The organism is Erwinia sp. AC075 (assembly GCF_979253995.1).
Genome location: NZ_CEEDEU010000001.1, coordinates 576,311 through 591,530, shown reverse-complemented (window position 1 = coordinate 591,530; position 15,220 = coordinate 576,311). Strand labels below are relative to the sequence as shown.

Sequence of the window (15,220 nt, the reverse complement as noted above, 5' to 3'; positions counted from 1 at the left end):
ACTCCCTAAACCTTGGTCACCAGCGGACGACCCAGTAAACCCTGCGGGCGGAAAATCAAAATCACCACCAGCAGCCCAAAAGAGAACACGTCTTTGTAATCGGAGTTCACCATGCCGGCGAACTGCGCTTCCGCGATGCCCAACAGCAGGCCACCCAGCATCGCGCCAGGCAGAGAACCGATCCCGCCCAGCACCGCTGCGGTAAAGGCCTTGATGCCGATAATAAATCCGGCGTAGAAATCGAAGGTGCCGTAGTTCATTGTCACCAGCACGCCCGCCAGTCCGGCCATCGCCGCGCCAATCACAAACACCAGCGAGATCACCCGATCGGTATTGATACCGAGGATAGAGGCCATGCGTCGATCCTGCTGCGTGGCGCGGCAGATGCGTCCCAGCCGCGTGTACTGGATGATCCAGGTGAGGATGGCCATGCCAAGGAACGCGGCGATCAGGATAAAGACTTTGGTCCAGGTGATTTGCACGATGCCGTCGCCGACGTCAAAACGCAGCACCCCGGTGAGCATGGTCGGAATGCCCTGCTGGTTTGGTCCCTGGCTGAGTTGCACGTAGTTTTGCAAAATCAGCGACATGCCGATGGCTGAGATTAACGGTGCCAGACGGGTTGAGTTGCGCAGTGGCCGGTAAGCCACCCGTTCAATCGCCCAGCCGTAAACGCCGGTGACCACGATGGTGAACACCAGCGTGCCGAAGATCAGCAGCGGGAAGGAGTGAATGCCGAAAGAGGCGAGCAGCGCCAGACCGATGGCGCAGAGGTAAGCGGAGATCATATACACTTCGCCGTGAGCAAAGTTAATCATACCGATAATGCCGTAAACCATGGTGTAGCCGATGGCGATCAGGCCGTACACGGCCCCCAGCGTCAGCCCATTAATCAGCTGTTGCAGAAAGAATGCTTCCATTGTGTCCCGTCTCGCCTGGGGTAAGCCGCCGCGGATCGCGTCCGCGCCGGCTTAGCTGTTGCGACGTCCTGCCGGTCAGGCAGGCTGGAGGTAGTGCAGCGAATCAGAGCTGGTGATATTTGCCTTTGTCATCCCACTTGTAGACCACGTAATCCGAGACTTTCAGGTCGCCTTTGCCATCCCAGGATTTCGGGCCCATTACCGTGTCGACGGTATGCGACTTCAGCCATTCGCTGGCTTTGGCATTGTCTTTACCCGCACCGTTATAGGCGGCGGCAATGGCCTGGATGGAGGCATAGGCATACAGGGTGTAACCTTCCGGCTCGAAGCCGCCGGCGCGGAATTTATCAATCACCGGCTTGCCAGCCGGGATGGTGCGCGGATCGTTACCGAAGGTCATCAGCACGCCGTCGGTAAACTGCGGCCCACCGGCGGCAGTCACCAACTCTTCCGTCACGATGCAGTCGCCGGAAAAGAATTTGGCCTGCACGCCCTGCTCACGCATCTGACGAACCAGCGGACCCGCTTCCGGGTGACAGCCGCCGAAGTACACCACGTCGGGTTTCAGCGCGCCGATTTTAGTCACCAGCGCATTAAAGTCTTTCTCGCCACGGGTCAGACCTTCGTACAGCACCTCTTTGGTGCCGCGTTTTTCCAGCGCGGCTTTGGTGGCATCCGCCAGGCCCTGGCCGTAGGTATCTTTGTCGTGGATCACCGCGATTTTCTTCGCTTTCAGCACGTCCAGCATATAGTTGGCGGCGACGGCACCTTGCTGATCGTCACGTCCGCACATGCGGAACATGTCTTTCTGGCCGCGTTCAGTGATTTGTGGGTTGGTGGAGCCTGGGGTGATGGTGAGCACGCCCGCATCGTCATACACCACCGAGGCTGGCATGGTGGAGGACGAGCAGAAGTGGCCAACCACCGCTGAGACTTTCGATTCGTCCACCAGACGGTTGGCGACCGCGACGGCCTGCTTCGGTTCGCAGGCGTCATCGCCCTGCACCAGTACGATTTTTTCACCCTTGATCCCGCCCGCCGCATTGATGTCGGCTGCGGCCTGCGAGGCTCCTTTCCAGTATTGCGCACCGTAAGTGGCGTTCGGGCCGGTGAACGGACCTGCCACCCCAATCATCACATCCGCGTGCGCATACAGCGCGGTACTTAAACAAGCAGCAATCACAACCTGAAGCGATAACTTATTTAATTTCAAAGACATTCGGTATTCCTCAGCACGGTTCAGATCCATACGCCGTCGGGCGGCGTGGGAAACAGCAATGATGGGTCGATATCCTGATAAGCGAGTGGGCCGCGAGCGGCTAAGGTTGATTAAGCAATATTCCCGCCATTTCGCCATGAAACCGCTGATTTCTTTCAGATATGAGAGGTAACACGGTGCAATCCGATGTTACAGCCCGTTCATCAGCGGCGTTTAGGGGTTATCGGGAAAACTGTTTGCCATGACCAGGCAGACTGGGACGCGCGGTTTCCGGACCGGCCAGAAACGTAAACATAGCTGCACTGTTGGCACGCTGCGCACTGCGCTGGTGCAAAATTGCGGGGCCGATCAACTCGTGGCGGGAATTTTTGCTGTGAATGTGAGGAAGCTGGCAGAGTGAAGAAAAACGGGAGCTTACGCTCCCGTTCTCCGGTTAAGCCTTACCGCCGCGTGCGGCGATAATGCCATCCGCCACATTGCGTGGCGCTTCTGCATAATGGTGAAACTCCATGCTGTAGGTGGCACGACCTTGCGACATCGATCGCAACGTAGTCGAGTAGCCAAACATCTCCGACAGCGGCACTTCGGCGTGGATCACCCGGCTGCCCAGCAGTTCATCCATGCCCTGCACCAGCCCGCGACGGGACGACAGATCGCCCATCACGTTACCGGCGTAATCCTCCGGCGTTTCCACTTCCACCTTCATCACCGGCTCAAGGATCACCGGTTTGGCCTGACGGGCCGCCGCTTTAAAGGCAAATATCGCCGCCATGCGAAACGCCATCTCTGACGAATCCACTTCGTGATAAGAACCAAAGGTCAGCGTGGCCTTAATATCCACCAGCGGATAACCCGCCAGGATACCGTTATTCATCGCCTCACGAACGCCCTTCTCGACGGAAGGAATATATTCGCGCGGCACCACGCCACCCTTGGTCGCATCCTCAAAGGCAAAGCCTTTACCGCCTTCCTGCGGTTCCAGCGTCAGCACCACATGACCGTACTGGCCTTTACCGCCCGACTGGCGCACAAACTTGCCTTCCACCTCTTTCGCCGTGGCGCGGAGAGTTTCACGGTAGGTCACCTGCGGCCGGCCGATATTGGCGTCGACGCCGAACTCACGCTTCATGCGGTCAACGATGATTTCCAGATGTAGCTCACCCATCCCGGAGATAATGGTCTGGCCTGACTCTTCATCGGTGTGCAGACGGAACGAGGGATCTTCCGACGCCAGTCGCTGCAATGCCAGGCCCATTTTTTCCTGATCGCTTTTGGTTTTCGGTTCAATCGCCAGCGAAATAACCGGTTCAGGAAACTCCATTCGTTCAAGCGTAATCACCGCATCCGGATCGCTTAACGTTTCTCCGGTTGTCACCTCTTTCAGCCCGACGCAGGCGGCAATATCACCGGCGCGGATCTCGTCGACTTCATGCCGCGCGTTGGCATGCATCTGCACGATTCGGCCAATGCGCTCCTTTTTGCCCTTAATCGGGTTGTAGACGCTGTCGCCTTTGCGCAGTACGCCGGAATAGACGCGGACAAAGGTCAGCTGACCGACAAAGGGATCGGTCATCAGTTTGAACGCCAGCGCCGAGAATTTTTCCTCGTCATCAGCACGGCGTTCAACCTCGTTGCCCTTCTCGTCCAGCCCTTTCACCGGCGGAATATCCAGCGGCGAAGGCATCAGTTCAACCACCGCATCCAACATGCGCTGCACGCCTTTGTTCTTGAACGCGCTGCCGCACAGCATCGGCTGGATTTCGCCGTTAATGGTGCGCTGGCGCAGACCGGCTATCACCTCTTCTTCACTGAGGTCGCCGTCCTGCAGATACTTTTCCATCAGCGTATCGCTGGCTTCAGCGGCGGCGGCGACCATTTTTTCACGCCATAACTGCGCCGTGCTCAGAAGCTCTTCCGGGATCGGCTGATAGCTAAAGGTCATGCCCTGGCTTTCGTCATCCCAGAAGATGGCGCGCATTTTGTTCAGGTCGATCACCCCACGGAAGTTCTCTTCGCTGCCAATCGGAATGACGATCGGCACCGGATTGGCTTTCAGCCGGTCGATCATCATCTGCACCACGCGGAAGTAGTCCGCACCCTGGCGATCCATTTTATTGACGAACGCCAGCCGGGGAACGCGATACTTGTTCGCCTGCCGCCAGACCGTTTCCGACTGCGGCTGCACGCCACCCACCGAGTCATACACCATCACCGCGCCATCCAACACGCGCATTGATCGCTCCACTTCAATGGTGAAATCGACGTGGCCGGGCGTATCAATAATGTTGATGCGGTGCGGTTCAAAGGTGCGATCCATGCCGGGCCAGAAACAGCTTACCGCAGCTGAAGTAATGGTAATTCCACGTTCCTGCTCCTGCGCCATCCAGTCCGTCGTCGCAGCGCCATCATGCACTTCACCCAGCCGATGACTCATGCCGGTATAAAAGAGGATGCGCTCGGTGGTGGTGGTTTTACCGGCATCAATATGGGCTGAAATACCGATGTTACGGTAGCGAGCGAGAGGGATTGTTCGGGGCATAAGAGTTCCTTAGTCACAGGGACAGGCTTCAGGCTGGCAGCACCCGGCCAGCATTAAAGCGGGTTTATAGTGCGATAATAATAGTACAACTGTACGAGTATATTCGAACTATTAAAGCCATCGACTAAACTGATGATCGGCAGGTCGCGCAGGTTTTGGCCTTCAGGTATAGTAGCCGCCGCGTTCTCTGCGCGCCTTTCTCCCCGAACAAAAGGACAGTTATGATTGCCAACCACCCTGAACCTCAACAGATTCGCCTGGAAAACGTGCTTTTTGCGTTGGGCAATCCGCTCCGAATGGAAGTGGTGAGGATCCTGGCTAATCAGGGTGAACAGGCCTGCGGCACCCTTCTGCAGGGGCTGGCGAAATCCACCATGACCCACCACTGGCGCGTGTTGCGGGAAAGTGGCGTGATTTGGCAACGGCCAAACGGGCGGGAGAATTTACTGTCGCTGAGAAGGGAAGATTTAGAAGCCCGTTTCCCTGGGCTGCTGGAGTCCTTACTGGCCGCCATGGAGAGCCAGCGTTAGCAAAGCGTTGAGCCAGCGTCAGTGACGCGGTGATTCAGCTGTAGCTGAGCATTGCGTTAGCGTCGGTGAAGCGTGAGTCCAACCTTAAGTCAGCGCGTCCCTGCGCGGCAACTGCGGGCCTGGTTCAGCCCGCAGATTGATTGCTCAGACCGTCATCCAGCGGCGTTCCAGTGCGGAACTTGCCACTCAGATTCAGACCGTCATCCAACGGCGTTCCAGCGCGGAACTAGCCACTCAGACTCAGACCGTCATCCAGCGACGTTCCAGCGCGGACACGGCGATCGCTTCCAGTACTTTCGACACCTGTAATCCCTCAGCAAAATCCGGCCACATGCGGTCGTTGGCGGCAATGCCGTTAATCAGGTCGCGAATCTCCACCGTTTTCTGATCGTTAAAGCCAATGCCATGCCCCGCTGAGATACAGAAGTTGGCATAATCCGGGTGTGCAGGACCGGTCAGAATGGTTTTGAAACCCTGACGGCCAGCCGGATCGTCATGGATATACAGCTCCAGTTCGGCCATGCGCTCCTGGGTATAGCGGATGGTCCCTTTGGTGCCGGTCACCACGTAGGTCAGCCCCATTTTGCTGCCGCAGGCAATGCGTGAGGTTTCAATCACCCCGTGCGCGCCATTGGCAAAACGCAACAGCGCGCTGGCCTGGTCTTCGTTCTCCACATCGCGCAGCTGCGACGGATCTTTCGGGTCCGGGCGCTGTTTGATCACCGTCAGCATGTCGCCGGACACCTCGCTGATGTTGCCCACCAGGAAATGCGCCATGTTGACGATATGCGCGGCAAGGTCGCCCAGTGCGCCCAGCCCGGCCAGCGCTTTCTGGCAGTGCCAGTCCAGCGGCGTATCAGGGTTAGCCAGGTAGTCTTCGTTATGGGTGCCATAAAAATGGATGACGTCACCAATTTCGCCACGGGCAATGATTTCCTGCGCCAGCTGGCTGGTCGGGTTTTTCATATAGTTGAAGCCAACCAGCGTTTTCACGCCCGCCGCTTCGGCTGCCCGCACCATCTCTTCGGCGTCGGCCACATCCAGCGCCAACGGTTTTTCGGAATAAACATGCTTGCCGTGACGGATGGCTTCCAGCGCCATCTCTTTATGCAGGAAATTCGGTGCGCAGATGTCCACCACATCGATATTGGGATCGGCCACCAGCTCGCGCCAGTCACCCGTTGAACGCGTAAAGCCCAGTAACGCAGCCTGCTTCTTCGCTACCTCCGGATTCACCTCCGCCACCATCTCCCGCACTATCTCGCCTTTCAATGCGAAGACGGTTGATGCCTGTGCGTAGGCAATTGCGTGACAACGTCCGATATAACCGGTACCAATCAGTCCAATTCTGACCTTTTCCATACATGTTCCTTGCAGGTTAGCGATGCGAATGCATGGAATGTATATTTCATAATTACGCATCACAACGTGAAAATGAAATAAACGTGATCATTCTGACGAAATGGACTGCAACGGGTGCTGCAACAAAGAAAAGCCTTGCGGGGCGTTACGCAACCTTTGCACCGCGCTGAACGCCGCCAACCTGCGGAAATTTCGATAAAATGCTGCTTTATTCAGCAGTCAGAACAAAATCGCAAATCAGGCTTTGACATACCCCCGCCCGCTAGATATTATGCGCCCCGTTCCAACAATTCCTCTGTAGTTCAGTCGGTAGAACGGCGGACTGTTAATCCGTATGTCACTGGTTCGAGTCCAGTCAGAGGAGCCAAATTCGAGAAGCCCGCTCAGGGAAACCTGAGCGGGCTTTTTCATGCTTAAAAGCTTAATTAAGAATAGCTTCCAGTCTGGCCAGCACTTCATTAACAACATCATCGGGCAGACGTTCCAGTCTCTCACCGTGCCGGGCACTCATATCAATGGTTCTCGGCTGATCGCAGCGAATCACACCCGTTGTTGTAGTTCCTGCTCCATCCAGTGATACGGTAAACCCCGCTGTGCGGGCGAAGTTTCCATTTCGGGTAATGGGAACGACGACAGGTAACTGAGTGACCCGGTTAAATGCGGCGGGAGATACAATGAGTACCGGACGAGTCCCACGTTGTTCATGTCCCGCTGTCGGATCCAGTGAAACGAGCCAGATTTCCCCTCTCTCCATTTACAGGACCTCCTTGCCTGCCACAGGCGTATCCATCCATTCCCGATCTTCTTCGCTCATTTCAGCCTGCGGATCGCACTGTGCCAGCAGCTCCTCAAGCGAATAACGGGGCCGTTTCTGCGGTTCAATAATCAGGCAGCCATTTTTAATGGTCATGCCCACTTCGCTTTCTGTCGACAACGCCAACGTTTTTAACACGGCCGGAGGAACCGCCAGCATGACGGATCCGCCAACCTTTTTCAGACGAGTGATATACATAGAGCGCCTCCTGATATTATATTTTAATATAACATTAATGGCAGGCGGTGCACAGTTTTCAGCCAGAATCATTGTGATTTCCTTAGTTGGACTCAGCGTGAAGGTTTTCGTGCAGGCAGGTACGGACTTCACGTCAGACAGGCCGATTAAAGAAGACTATTCAGGCAGCTCAAAGAATTATCTCGAATCAGATAAATAAAATGCGGCGCAGGTTCGGGATCTGGCCTGCGCCGGAGAGAGATCACCGCGCGGTTAAGTGCTTATCCCTCACCTCGCACGCCCCAGCTTTTCACCAGTAACATCACGCCGGTAAAAATCTGCCAGAAAGTAATGGGATACACAGAGGCCCTTTCGATAATGCCGGTTGGCAGCACGTTGAGGGGGATCAGAAACATGCTGAGCAGGCCGATACAGCCGAGCACCAGACTCAATACGCTGTAATCGCGCAGGTCCTTTTGCTGTCGCAGCAACCCGCCGACGGTGATCAAACAGAGATTTCCTCCGCCGATCGCCATGATCGCGCCAGCCTGATGTACGGTAAATCCACTGGCTTCTGAGCCGCTGTGAAAGAGCGCAATCACTACCCCGCCGATGCCATGCAACAAGCCGGTCAGCAAAAAGCCTTTTTGGCCCGCGCCAGTGAAGTTTGATCGGAGTAACAGACAGGCGAGGAAGAAAAGCACGCCTTCCGCCGCGAAGCCACTGTTCATCACCGCGTGGAGCGGCGAGCAGACATCACGGCCATCAGGCAATACGCCGCACTGCGCAATGCCCAAATCGCTGATGTAGTTTTGACTGAAGAAGTACGGTGGGGTGGTCCAGGCGCGAGAGGCGACTTTTTCGGCCAACAGATATAACAGGCCACCCAGTGCAAAACTGAGTGCGCCCAATTTGGTTGCAAGCTGTCGTGAATTCATCTGCTTCCGGTGATTAGCGGCCCCGACCCAGCGTCCAGTATGCCATAAAGTTCACCACTTCACGGTCCAGCTGGAACTCATCAATCAGGCAGTGGCGCAGTTTTTTGACCACGCCCGATTCGGCGGCCACCCAGGCGTTAAATCCGTGCTTGCCTTCCGCACGCTCCCAGATGCCATCTTCAATCAGGCTTTTGTTTTCCAGCCACTGCTCCGCGACGCGCGCGCCGTCTGGAAGGGTCAGATGATCGCGAATCGCCTTCATCAGCAAGGTGCCCTGTGGGTGATCCTCGCGCCCCAGCCAGTGAATTTCAGCAAAAGGAAAATCTTGCTGCTGAGCATCGGTGATATGCGGAACTTCAAAGAATGCCTGCACCTTTGGCGGCTCAGCCAGCGTTGCCAGCTGTTCCAGAATGCTCACCGCCGCTGGCACCGCGGTTTCATCGGCAATCAGCAACGCCTGTTGGATACCCTCATGCCAAATCCATTCATAGCCGCCGCTGTCATCCGCAGAGGCCGCATTCGGTGCAACAATCTGCATCTTAGCGCCGGTGCCCGCATGCATCGCCCAGCGCGAGGCAGGACCGGTTTCGCCGTGCAGCACGAACTCCACGTCCATCTCTTTCTGCTCGCGGCGCAGTTCCCGCAGCGTATAGGTGCGCATGACCGGGCGCTGCGGCTTTGGCAATGCCAGATAATCCTGATACCAGCCTTCGCTGACCGGCATCGCCGGACAGGTGCCATCCTCGCCCGCGAACAGCAGCTTGATGCGCTGATCGGGGGATTCATGCTTCATCTCCAGCACATCGTCGCCGGTGAACACGCAACGCAGTAAGGAAGGCGTAACCTGAATGCGTTGTTTGAGCGTAACGTTGAAAATCCGGTAACCCGCGGCCATTGTGCTGCTCCTTCAGGGAAGTTATTGCGATGTTTCAGCCGTCTGGCGGCGTTCAGCATCGCAATATAACGATAATCATTATCATTTAAAAGATGAAAATGATTTCAACCCTTAACATCCCTTTACCTCCCGTGCAGCACATTGCTAACAATTCAGTCGTTGTGCAGGCGCTGACGGCGACGCAGGCCTGGGAACCACACCATCCACAGCCCCACCACGATCAGCGTACCAATCCCGCCGACCGCCGCCGCTGGCGCCGCACCAAGCCAGGCCGCTAGCATGCCGGACTCAAACTCGCCAAGCTGGTTTGAGGTGTTGATAAAGATCGAGTTAACCGCACTGACGCGCCCGCGCATCTCGTCAGGGGTATCCAGCTGCACCAGCGAGCCACGGATCACCACGCTGACCATATCAAATCCGCCCAACGCGAACAGCGCCAGAATCGACAGCCACAGCTCTTTCGACAGGGCAAAAATCAGCGTGGCGACGCCAAATCCGGCCACGGCAGCAAACATCGTCATGCCGACGTTGCGCTCTAAAGTGCGGCGGCTGAGCCAGAAGCCCACCAGCAATCCACCCACCGCTGGCGCACCGCGCAGTAATCCCAGCCCCCAGGGACCGGTATGCAGGATATCCTTGGCGAAGATCGGCAACAGCGCCGTTGCGCCCCCCAGCAGCACCGCAAAAAGATCCAGCGAGATCACGCCCAGTACATCCGGCCGGTTGCGGATAAAGCGCACGCCCGCAAAGACGCTCTCAAAGGTCGCGGGCGTCCTTTTCGGTGGCGCATGCTCATAACGCAGACGGCTGACCATCACGATTGAAATCAGATAGAGCAGCCCGGCCGTGAGATACACCACGCCCGGGCCGGCAACATACAGGAAGCCACCCAGCGCCGGGCCGAGCATCGAGGCGGTCTGCATCGAGGCGCCATTGGCAGCCGTTGCGCGGGCCAGCATCGCCGGCGGCACCAGCGCGGGCAGCATCGACTGTAACGACGGCGCTTCCAGCGTTCTGGCCACCGAGATAATGAACACCAGCCCGAGGATTATCACCTCATCGCTTTTGTGTGCCAGCGTCAGTCCCGCCAGCACCGCAATGGCAATCCACTCGGTGAGCTGGCCGAAAAGCACCACCCGGCGGCGATCGAACTGGTCGGCGACGTGGCCTGCGGGCAAGGCCAGCAGAACCGCCGGCAGAAACTGCACCAGGCCAATCAGGCCCAGATCCCAGGCACGGCCGGTGATCGAATAGATCTGCCAGCCCACCGCAATGGAGAGCATCTGGAAACCGAAGCTGGAGGTGGTGCGGGCCAGCCAGAATGCGACGAAAGAACGGTGTTGAAACAGGGAATCCGCCCTGGCGGGTGCAGAAGAACGCATAGCGATTTTTTACCTGAATATTTTTATTTTACTGAGCAGATGACACTGCCGGCTTTTTGTATTTCCACAACCAGCGGCCGCTGTTCAGACGGCGATAGAAGAAGAAGCCACGCACAATCCAGTCCATAAACATGCCGAGCCAGATGCCCACCACGCCGAATCCCAATACCACACCGAGCGTGTAACCGGCCACGATGCGGGCGCCCCACATGCCCAACAGCGAGATCCACATGGTGAATCGCGCATCGCGCGCCCCTTTCAACCCGGCGGGCAAGACCCACGAGGCCGCCCAGAAAGGCATAAACGCCGCGTTAAGCCAGACCAGGATTTTCACCACGTGGATGACATCGGGATCCTTGGTGTAGAACGACGCGAGGATGCCGGCGAACGGCACCGTTATCGCCGCCAGTAAACATAAGCCAATGGTGGATAGCCAGAAGATATGCCGGAGCTGACGTTCCGGCTGCAGCAGCTGGCCCCGGCCTAATCGCGTTCCAACAATGATGGTGGAGGCCGACCCCAGCGAGTTCCCCGGCAGGTTAATCATCGAGGCAATCGAGAAGGCGATAAAGTTACCGGCGATAACGTCGGTGCCCATCCCGGCGACAAAGATTTGCGTCAGCAGCTTGCCGCCGTTAAACAGCACCGATTCAATACTGGCCGGCACGCCAATCCCCAGCACTTCCATCAGGATGCTGGTATTGAGGCGCGTGAAGTAGCTTTTCAGGGTGATTTTTAAACGCGGGTTGAAGCCGATCATCAGCACGTAAATCACCGCCAGCGCGCCGATATAGCGCGAGATGGTTAAGCCGACGGCCGCGCCATCGAAGCCCAGCCCTTTCCAGCCAAAGCAGCCGTAAATCAGTGCGGTACTGATCACGATATTCAGAATGTTCATTCCGCCGTTGATCAGCATTGGAATTTTAGTGTTGCCTGCGCCGCGCAGTGCGCCACAGCCAATCAGCGCGATGGCCGCTGCGGGATAACTCCAGGCGCTGATGGTCAGGTAATCCAACGCCAGCGCTTTCACCGCCGGTTCGGCACTGCCGGCAATCACATCAATAATCTGTACGCCAAAGAACTCGATCAGCAGCGCCAGCAACACGGCAAACAGCGTCATCAGCACCAGCGATTGTCTGGCTGCCGCTTCCGCCCGTTCGCGATTGAGTTTCCCAAGGCTGAAGGCCACTACCACGGTGGTACCGAGATCGATGGCGGCGAAGAAGGAGATAATCACCATATTGAAGCTGTCTGCCAGCCCCACTCCCGCCATCGCCTCTTTGCCCAGCCAGCTCACCAGGAAGGTGCTGAGCACCCCCATTAGCAGGACGCAAAGGTTCTCGAAGAAGATCGGCACGGCCAGCGGGGTGATTTCTCGCCAGAATAAAACTCGGTAGGAATGTCTTTTGGGATACCACGCCGTATTTTTGATCGCCTGCAGCAGAGAGACTCTGAAGTTTTGCAAGGTAGTTCCAGCCAGGAAGAGGTAAGTAGTCCTGATTGATGATGGTAAAAGGCTGACTATTATGCAAAGTCTTTTTTTTCGCGCTGCACAAAAAGGCGGTCAGCGGTCAAAGAAGTTTCCGCTGTCTTCAGGCTTTATTGCTAAACTGCCGCGACGATTTTCAGGAGAAAGCCATGAAGCCCCGTTCCGTTACGCTGGATGATGTTGCCGCTGCCGCAGGAGTCTCTTACCAGACGGTTTCCCGCGTGCTGAACCATTCTGCCAGCGTGGCGGAAAAGACCCGGCTGAAAGTGGAAGCGGCGATGGTGGCGCTGAACTATGTTCCCAACCGCGTGGCGCAGCAGTTGGCCGGGAAACACTCGCGCACGCTGGGTCTGGCCACCAGCGATCTGGCGCTGCTGGCCCCGGCGCAAATGGCGTCGGCGATTCAGCAGCGTGCCACCGCGTTGGGTTACCGACTGGTGATCGCCATGTCTGGCGCGAAAGGAGCCGACGTGGCGGTGCAGGAATTGCTGGCCCAGCGCGTGGATGCATTACTGGTTAACCTGCCGCTGGATAATGCCAGCGCCAGTCACATTGCCGCACTCACCCGCCCTCTTCCGGGCCTGTTTCTCGATGTCCCGGATGATGCGCCGGTGCCGGCCTGCCAGTACAGTGCAGAAACCGGCGCCCGCCAGGGCATTGAACACCTGCTGGCGTTGGGACATCGGGAGATTGCGCTGCTGAATGGGCCGAAAGCGTCGGTGGCGGCCGCCTCGCGTCATCAAACCTGGCTTAGGGTATTAGCAGAAAATCAGCTTACGCCGCACCGTGAACTGACCGGGGACTGGAGCGCCGAATCAGGCTATCAGGCCACCCTTTCTCTCTTTGGCAGTGCCCTGCCGACCGCCCTGCTGGTCGCTAACGATCAGATGGCGTTAGGTGCGCTGCGGGCGTTGCATCAGGCGGGATTGCAGATCCCTGCGGAGATTTCGGTGGTGGGCTACGACGACACGGCCGAGAGCGCATGGTATCAACCGCCGTTGACCACGGTCCGTCAGGATATCAAGCAGCTGGGTGAGCGCAGCGTGGACTGGTTGGTGCAGACGCTCAATGAGGAGCAGAGTCCGGCGCTGATGCGGCCGTTTGCCACCCGGTTAATGATCCGGGAAACCACCGCCGCGCCGCCGCAACAGCGGGTAAATGCACAGGCGATGAGCGGAAAGCGTCAACAACCTGCAGAAAAAACAAAGGGCGATCGATGATCGCCCCTGAAGTCTGAATCGCTAAACCTTACTGCGGTTTAGGCTCGCCCATCGCTTTCAATTTCTTCGACAGGTCACGACGCTCTTTCGACAGATCGGCATTTTTGATGATGTAGTCATCAACACGATCTTCGTAGTCGCTGCGCATGCTGCCAATGATTTCCTGGATGGCTTCAATGCTCATGCCCGGTTTGATGTATTCGCCAAGGTTATCGAGCAGCAAGACACGCTTCTGGTTATCACGAATTTTCTTTTCGTTATCGTGAATTTCGCGCTGCAGCTTGTTCTTACGACGGAACATCCGCACGAACTCCAGCACGTCCTGAAATGATTGCTTTGCATTTTCCATGAAGACACCTTTCATTTAGGCCTGTTCGCACAGGCGTCATTATCGTAGCACTCAGCTTAGCGGCTCACCGCGGCCGAAGGCAATTTTGAAATTGTAGAGTCGGGCCCTATCTTAGCGCGAACGACTGTTTCCCGCAGTAAGTTGTTGCATATCGCTTATTTACGCAAGACCAGCCGCATTAAATCAGACAGTCTTTCCAGCTGCCCCGCCATTTCCAGGCTCAGCCAGACGTAGCCGTGGATCGCCGTCTCCACCCGCTCGTCGCTGTCATATTCCTTGATCAGCTGCCGCAGTTCGCGGCTGACTTCCGCCAGCTCACCACTGTAAGCCGCAATTTTGTCCGTATTGCCTTCGACAATGGCTTTCGACAGTTTGCGTAGCGTGTTCTCGGTCATTTCCTGGGTATGACGCAGCGCCGGGGCGTTCAGCATGATCAGATGGCTCTCGCGCGAGTTCCACCAGGCATTCAGCTGCAGCTCAAGGGTACAGACCATATTGCGGTTCAGCGTCTGGATACCTTCAAACACCGATTTGGGAATTTTGGTTTCTTTGCTGGACGGCTCAATCAGCGAGCGCATTTTGACGACGCCGGTTAACAATCGCTGCAAAGGCCGCGTCAGCCGGGGCTTCTCCACCAGGTTCGGCGAGAAACCGGCGTGATAGATTTTGGCAGTTTCAAGCAGCGAATCCGAGAGCTTGATGCGCCAGTGGGTATAGGCTTTCTGCGGATAAATGCTGGTAAACAGCAGTGCCAGCAGCGAACCGAAGATCACATCGCCACCGCGCCATAACGCGGTAGTCAGATCGCCCGGCGGCGCGCCGCAAATCACCGCCAGCGTGATGCCGATCAGCAGCGCCATGTAAGGGTGTTTGCCCAGCGTCAGAAAGCCGCACAGGAACATCACGATGGTGCACCACACCAGCATTCCCGGCAGGGAAATCACTTCAAGCTTGAGGGCAATCAGCCCGGAGACCGAGCCAAAGATGGTGCCGCCGATACGCTGCAGCGCACGGGGAAAAACGTTTCCCCAGGATGAAATGGGGCCCATCACCACCACCAGCGTGATCAGCGGCCAGGTCCCTTCCGGGATCTCCAGCAGCCGCACCAGCAAAAAGGTCAGCACAAATGCCAGCGCAATTCGAATGCCATGCACGGTGCGATAGTTGCGGTAAAGCGTGAATTCGAAGGCCGATAACGGCTTGTCCGGGCGCACACAGTTCTCCTGATAACAGTTGAAGCTGGGCATCATACCCGATCGAAAAAAGCGCCGTAATTGATTCTGCACTATTTTTAGTGAGGAATTTCCTTACATCTTTTAAGGAATAACACTAATTAACAAAACGACAACATCTGTTATACATAATACTGTCGTCTTGCTCATATTT

The 15,220-nt window shown here is 56.7% G+C and carries 14 protein-coding genes and 1 tRNA gene; 3 read left to right on the top strand and 12 right to left on the bottom strand.

Annotation, left to right across the window (positions count from 1 at the left end):
* Positions 1-5: 5 nt before the first annotated feature.
* The 3 genes from AC0IXH_RS02690 to fusA all read right to left on the bottom strand — a co-directional run bounded on the left by AC0IXH_RS02690 (position 6) and on the right by fusA (position 4,678).
* Positions 6-920, bottom strand: a complete 915-nt coding sequence (locus AC0IXH_RS02690; protein WP_013202886.1) for an ABC transporter permease subunit — start codon at positions 918-920, stop codon at positions 6-8.
* A 103-nt stretch (positions 921-1,023) separates the two neighbouring features.
* Positions 1,024-2,139, bottom strand: coding sequence for a branched-chain amino acid ABC transporter substrate-binding protein (locus AC0IXH_RS02685; RefSeq protein WP_013202887.1), 1,116 nt, complete (start codon positions 2,137-2,139; stop codon positions 1,024-1,026).
* Positions 2,140-2,572: 433 nt separating this feature from the next.
* Positions 2,573-4,678 (bottom strand): elongation factor G, encoded by a 2,106-nt coding sequence (gene fusA, locus AC0IXH_RS02680; protein ID WP_471719898.1) that lies wholly within the window; start codon positions 4,676-4,678, stop codon positions 2,573-2,575.
* A 221-nt stretch (positions 4,679-4,899) separates the two neighbouring features.
* Here fusA and AC0IXH_RS02675 point away from each other — a divergent pair, with 221 nt between their 5' ends.
* A complete protein-coding gene (locus AC0IXH_RS02675; RefSeq protein ID WP_013202889.1) occupies positions 4,900-5,208 on the top strand; it encodes an ArsR/SmtB family transcription factor in 309 nt (102 codons plus the stop codon).
* A 240-nt stretch (positions 5,209-5,448) separates the two neighbouring features.
* Here AC0IXH_RS02675 and AC0IXH_RS02670 read toward each other — a convergent pair whose 3' ends face one another.
* Positions 5,449-6,570 carry a Gfo/Idh/MocA family protein gene (locus AC0IXH_RS02670; protein ID WP_013202890.1) on the bottom strand — a complete coding sequence of 374 codons (1,122 nt, stop codon included), beginning with the start codon at positions 6,568-6,570 and terminating at the stop codon, positions 5,449-5,451.
* A gap of 291 nt (positions 6,571-6,861) precedes the next feature.
* Between AC0IXH_RS02670 and AC0IXH_RS02665 the strand changes: the two genes are divergently transcribed.
* Positions 6,862-6,937 (top strand) — tRNA-Asn (locus AC0IXH_RS02665).
* A gap of 54 nt (positions 6,938-6,991) precedes the next feature.
* On the opposite strand, the gene AC0IXH_RS02660 is transcribed toward AC0IXH_RS02665, so the two are convergent.
* The 6 genes from AC0IXH_RS02660 to AC0IXH_RS02635 all read right to left on the bottom strand — a co-directional run bounded on the left by AC0IXH_RS02660 (position 6,992) and on the right by AC0IXH_RS02635 (position 12,241).
* Entirely contained in the window at positions 6,992-7,324 is a 333-nt protein-coding gene (locus tag AC0IXH_RS02660) for a type II toxin-antitoxin system PemK/MazF family toxin (RefSeq protein WP_134824528.1), read from the bottom strand.
* Entirely contained in the window at positions 7,325-7,582 is a 258-nt protein-coding gene (locus AC0IXH_RS02655; RefSeq protein ID WP_013202892.1) for an AbrB/MazE/SpoVT family DNA-binding domain-containing protein, read from the bottom strand. It lies immediately after the preceding gene.
* Between the two features lie 260 nt (positions 7,583-7,842).
* Positions 7,843-8,499, bottom strand: coding sequence for a DUF998 domain-containing protein (locus AC0IXH_RS02650; RefSeq protein ID WP_471719897.1), 657 nt, complete (start codon positions 8,497-8,499; stop codon positions 7,843-7,845).
* Positions 8,500-8,512: 13 nt separating this feature from the next.
* The gene (locus AC0IXH_RS02645) at positions 8,513-9,394 is read right to left on the bottom strand and encodes a siderophore-interacting protein (protein WP_471719896.1); all 882 of its coding nucleotides are present in this window, start codon (positions 9,392-9,394) and stop codon (positions 8,513-8,515) included.
* Positions 9,395-9,546: 152 nt separating this feature from the next.
* Positions 9,547-10,776 carry an MFS transporter gene (locus AC0IXH_RS02640; protein ID WP_471719895.1) on the bottom strand — a complete coding sequence of 410 codons (1,230 nt, stop codon included), beginning with the start codon at positions 10,774-10,776 and terminating at the stop codon, positions 9,547-9,549.
* Between the two features lie 28 nt (positions 10,777-10,804).
* Positions 10,805-12,241 carry an EmmdR/YeeO family multidrug/toxin efflux MATE transporter gene (locus AC0IXH_RS02635; protein ID WP_013202897.1) on the bottom strand — a complete coding sequence of 479 codons (1,437 nt, stop codon included), beginning with the start codon at positions 12,239-12,241 and terminating at the stop codon, positions 10,805-10,807.
* 173 nt (positions 12,242-12,414) lie between these two features.
* Between AC0IXH_RS02635 and AC0IXH_RS02630 the strand changes: the two genes are divergently transcribed.
* Positions 12,415-13,485, top strand: coding sequence for a LacI family DNA-binding transcriptional regulator (locus tag AC0IXH_RS02630; RefSeq protein WP_471719894.1), 1,071 nt, complete (start codon positions 12,415-12,417; stop codon positions 13,483-13,485).
* Positions 13,486-13,513: 28 nt separating this feature from the next.
* Here AC0IXH_RS02630 and AC0IXH_RS02625 read toward each other — a convergent pair whose 3' ends face one another.
* Both AC0IXH_RS02625 and AC0IXH_RS02620 read right to left on the bottom strand, forming a co-directional pair.
* A complete protein-coding gene (locus AC0IXH_RS02625) occupies positions 13,514-13,834 on the bottom strand; it encodes a DUF496 family protein (protein ID WP_013202899.1) in 321 nt (106 codons plus the stop codon).
* A gap of 155 nt (positions 13,835-13,989) precedes the next feature.
* A complete protein-coding gene (locus tag AC0IXH_RS02620; protein ID WP_013202900.1) occupies positions 13,990-15,048 on the bottom strand; it encodes an FUSC family protein in 1,059 nt (352 codons plus the stop codon).
* Positions 15,049-15,220: the final 172 nt, after the last annotated feature.

Bases quoted from the DNA above. Each gene is read 5' to 3' on its own strand.
- AC0IXH_RS02660 (WP_134824528.1), bottom strand. From the start codon at position 7,324: ATGGAGAGAGGGGAAATCTGGCTCGTTTCACTGGATCCGACAGCGGGA.
- AC0IXH_RS02690 (WP_013202886.1), bottom strand. From the start codon at position 920: ATGGAAGCATTCTTTCTGCAACAGCTGATTAATGGGCTGACGCTGGGG.
- AC0IXH_RS02675 (WP_013202889.1), top strand. From the start codon at position 4,900: ATGATTGCCAACCACCCTGAACCTCAACAGATTCGCCTGGAAAACGTG.
- AC0IXH_RS02640 (WP_471719895.1), bottom strand. From the start codon at position 10,776: ATGCGTTCTTCTGCACCCGCCAGGGCGGATTCCCTGTTTCAACACCGT.
- AC0IXH_RS02670 (WP_013202890.1), bottom strand. From the start codon at position 6,570: ATGGAAAAGGTCAGAATTGGACTGATTGGTACCGGTTATATCGGACGT.
- AC0IXH_RS02630 (WP_471719894.1), top strand. From the start codon at position 12,415: ATGAAGCCCCGTTCCGTTACGCTGGATGATGTTGCCGCTGCCGCAGGA.
- AC0IXH_RS02655 (WP_013202892.1), bottom strand. From the start codon at position 7,582: ATGTATATCACTCGTCTGAAAAAGGTTGGCGGATCCGTCATGCTGGCG.
- AC0IXH_RS02625 (WP_013202899.1), bottom strand. From the start codon at position 13,834: ATGGAAAATGCAAAGCAATCATTTCAGGACGTGCTGGAGTTCGTGCGG.
- AC0IXH_RS02685 (WP_013202887.1), bottom strand. From the start codon at position 2,139: ATGTCTTTGAAATTAAATAAGTTATCGCTTCAGGTTGTGATTGCTGCT.
- AC0IXH_RS02650 (WP_471719897.1), bottom strand. From the start codon at position 8,499: ATGAATTCACGACAGCTTGCAACCAAATTGGGCGCACTCAGTTTTGCA.
- AC0IXH_RS02645 (WP_471719896.1), bottom strand. From the start codon at position 9,394: ATGGCCGCGGGTTACCGGATTTTCAACGTTACGCTCAAACAACGCATT.
- fusA (WP_471719898.1), bottom strand. From the start codon at position 4,678: ATGCCCCGAACAATCCCTCTCGCTCGCTACCGTAACATCGGTATTTCA.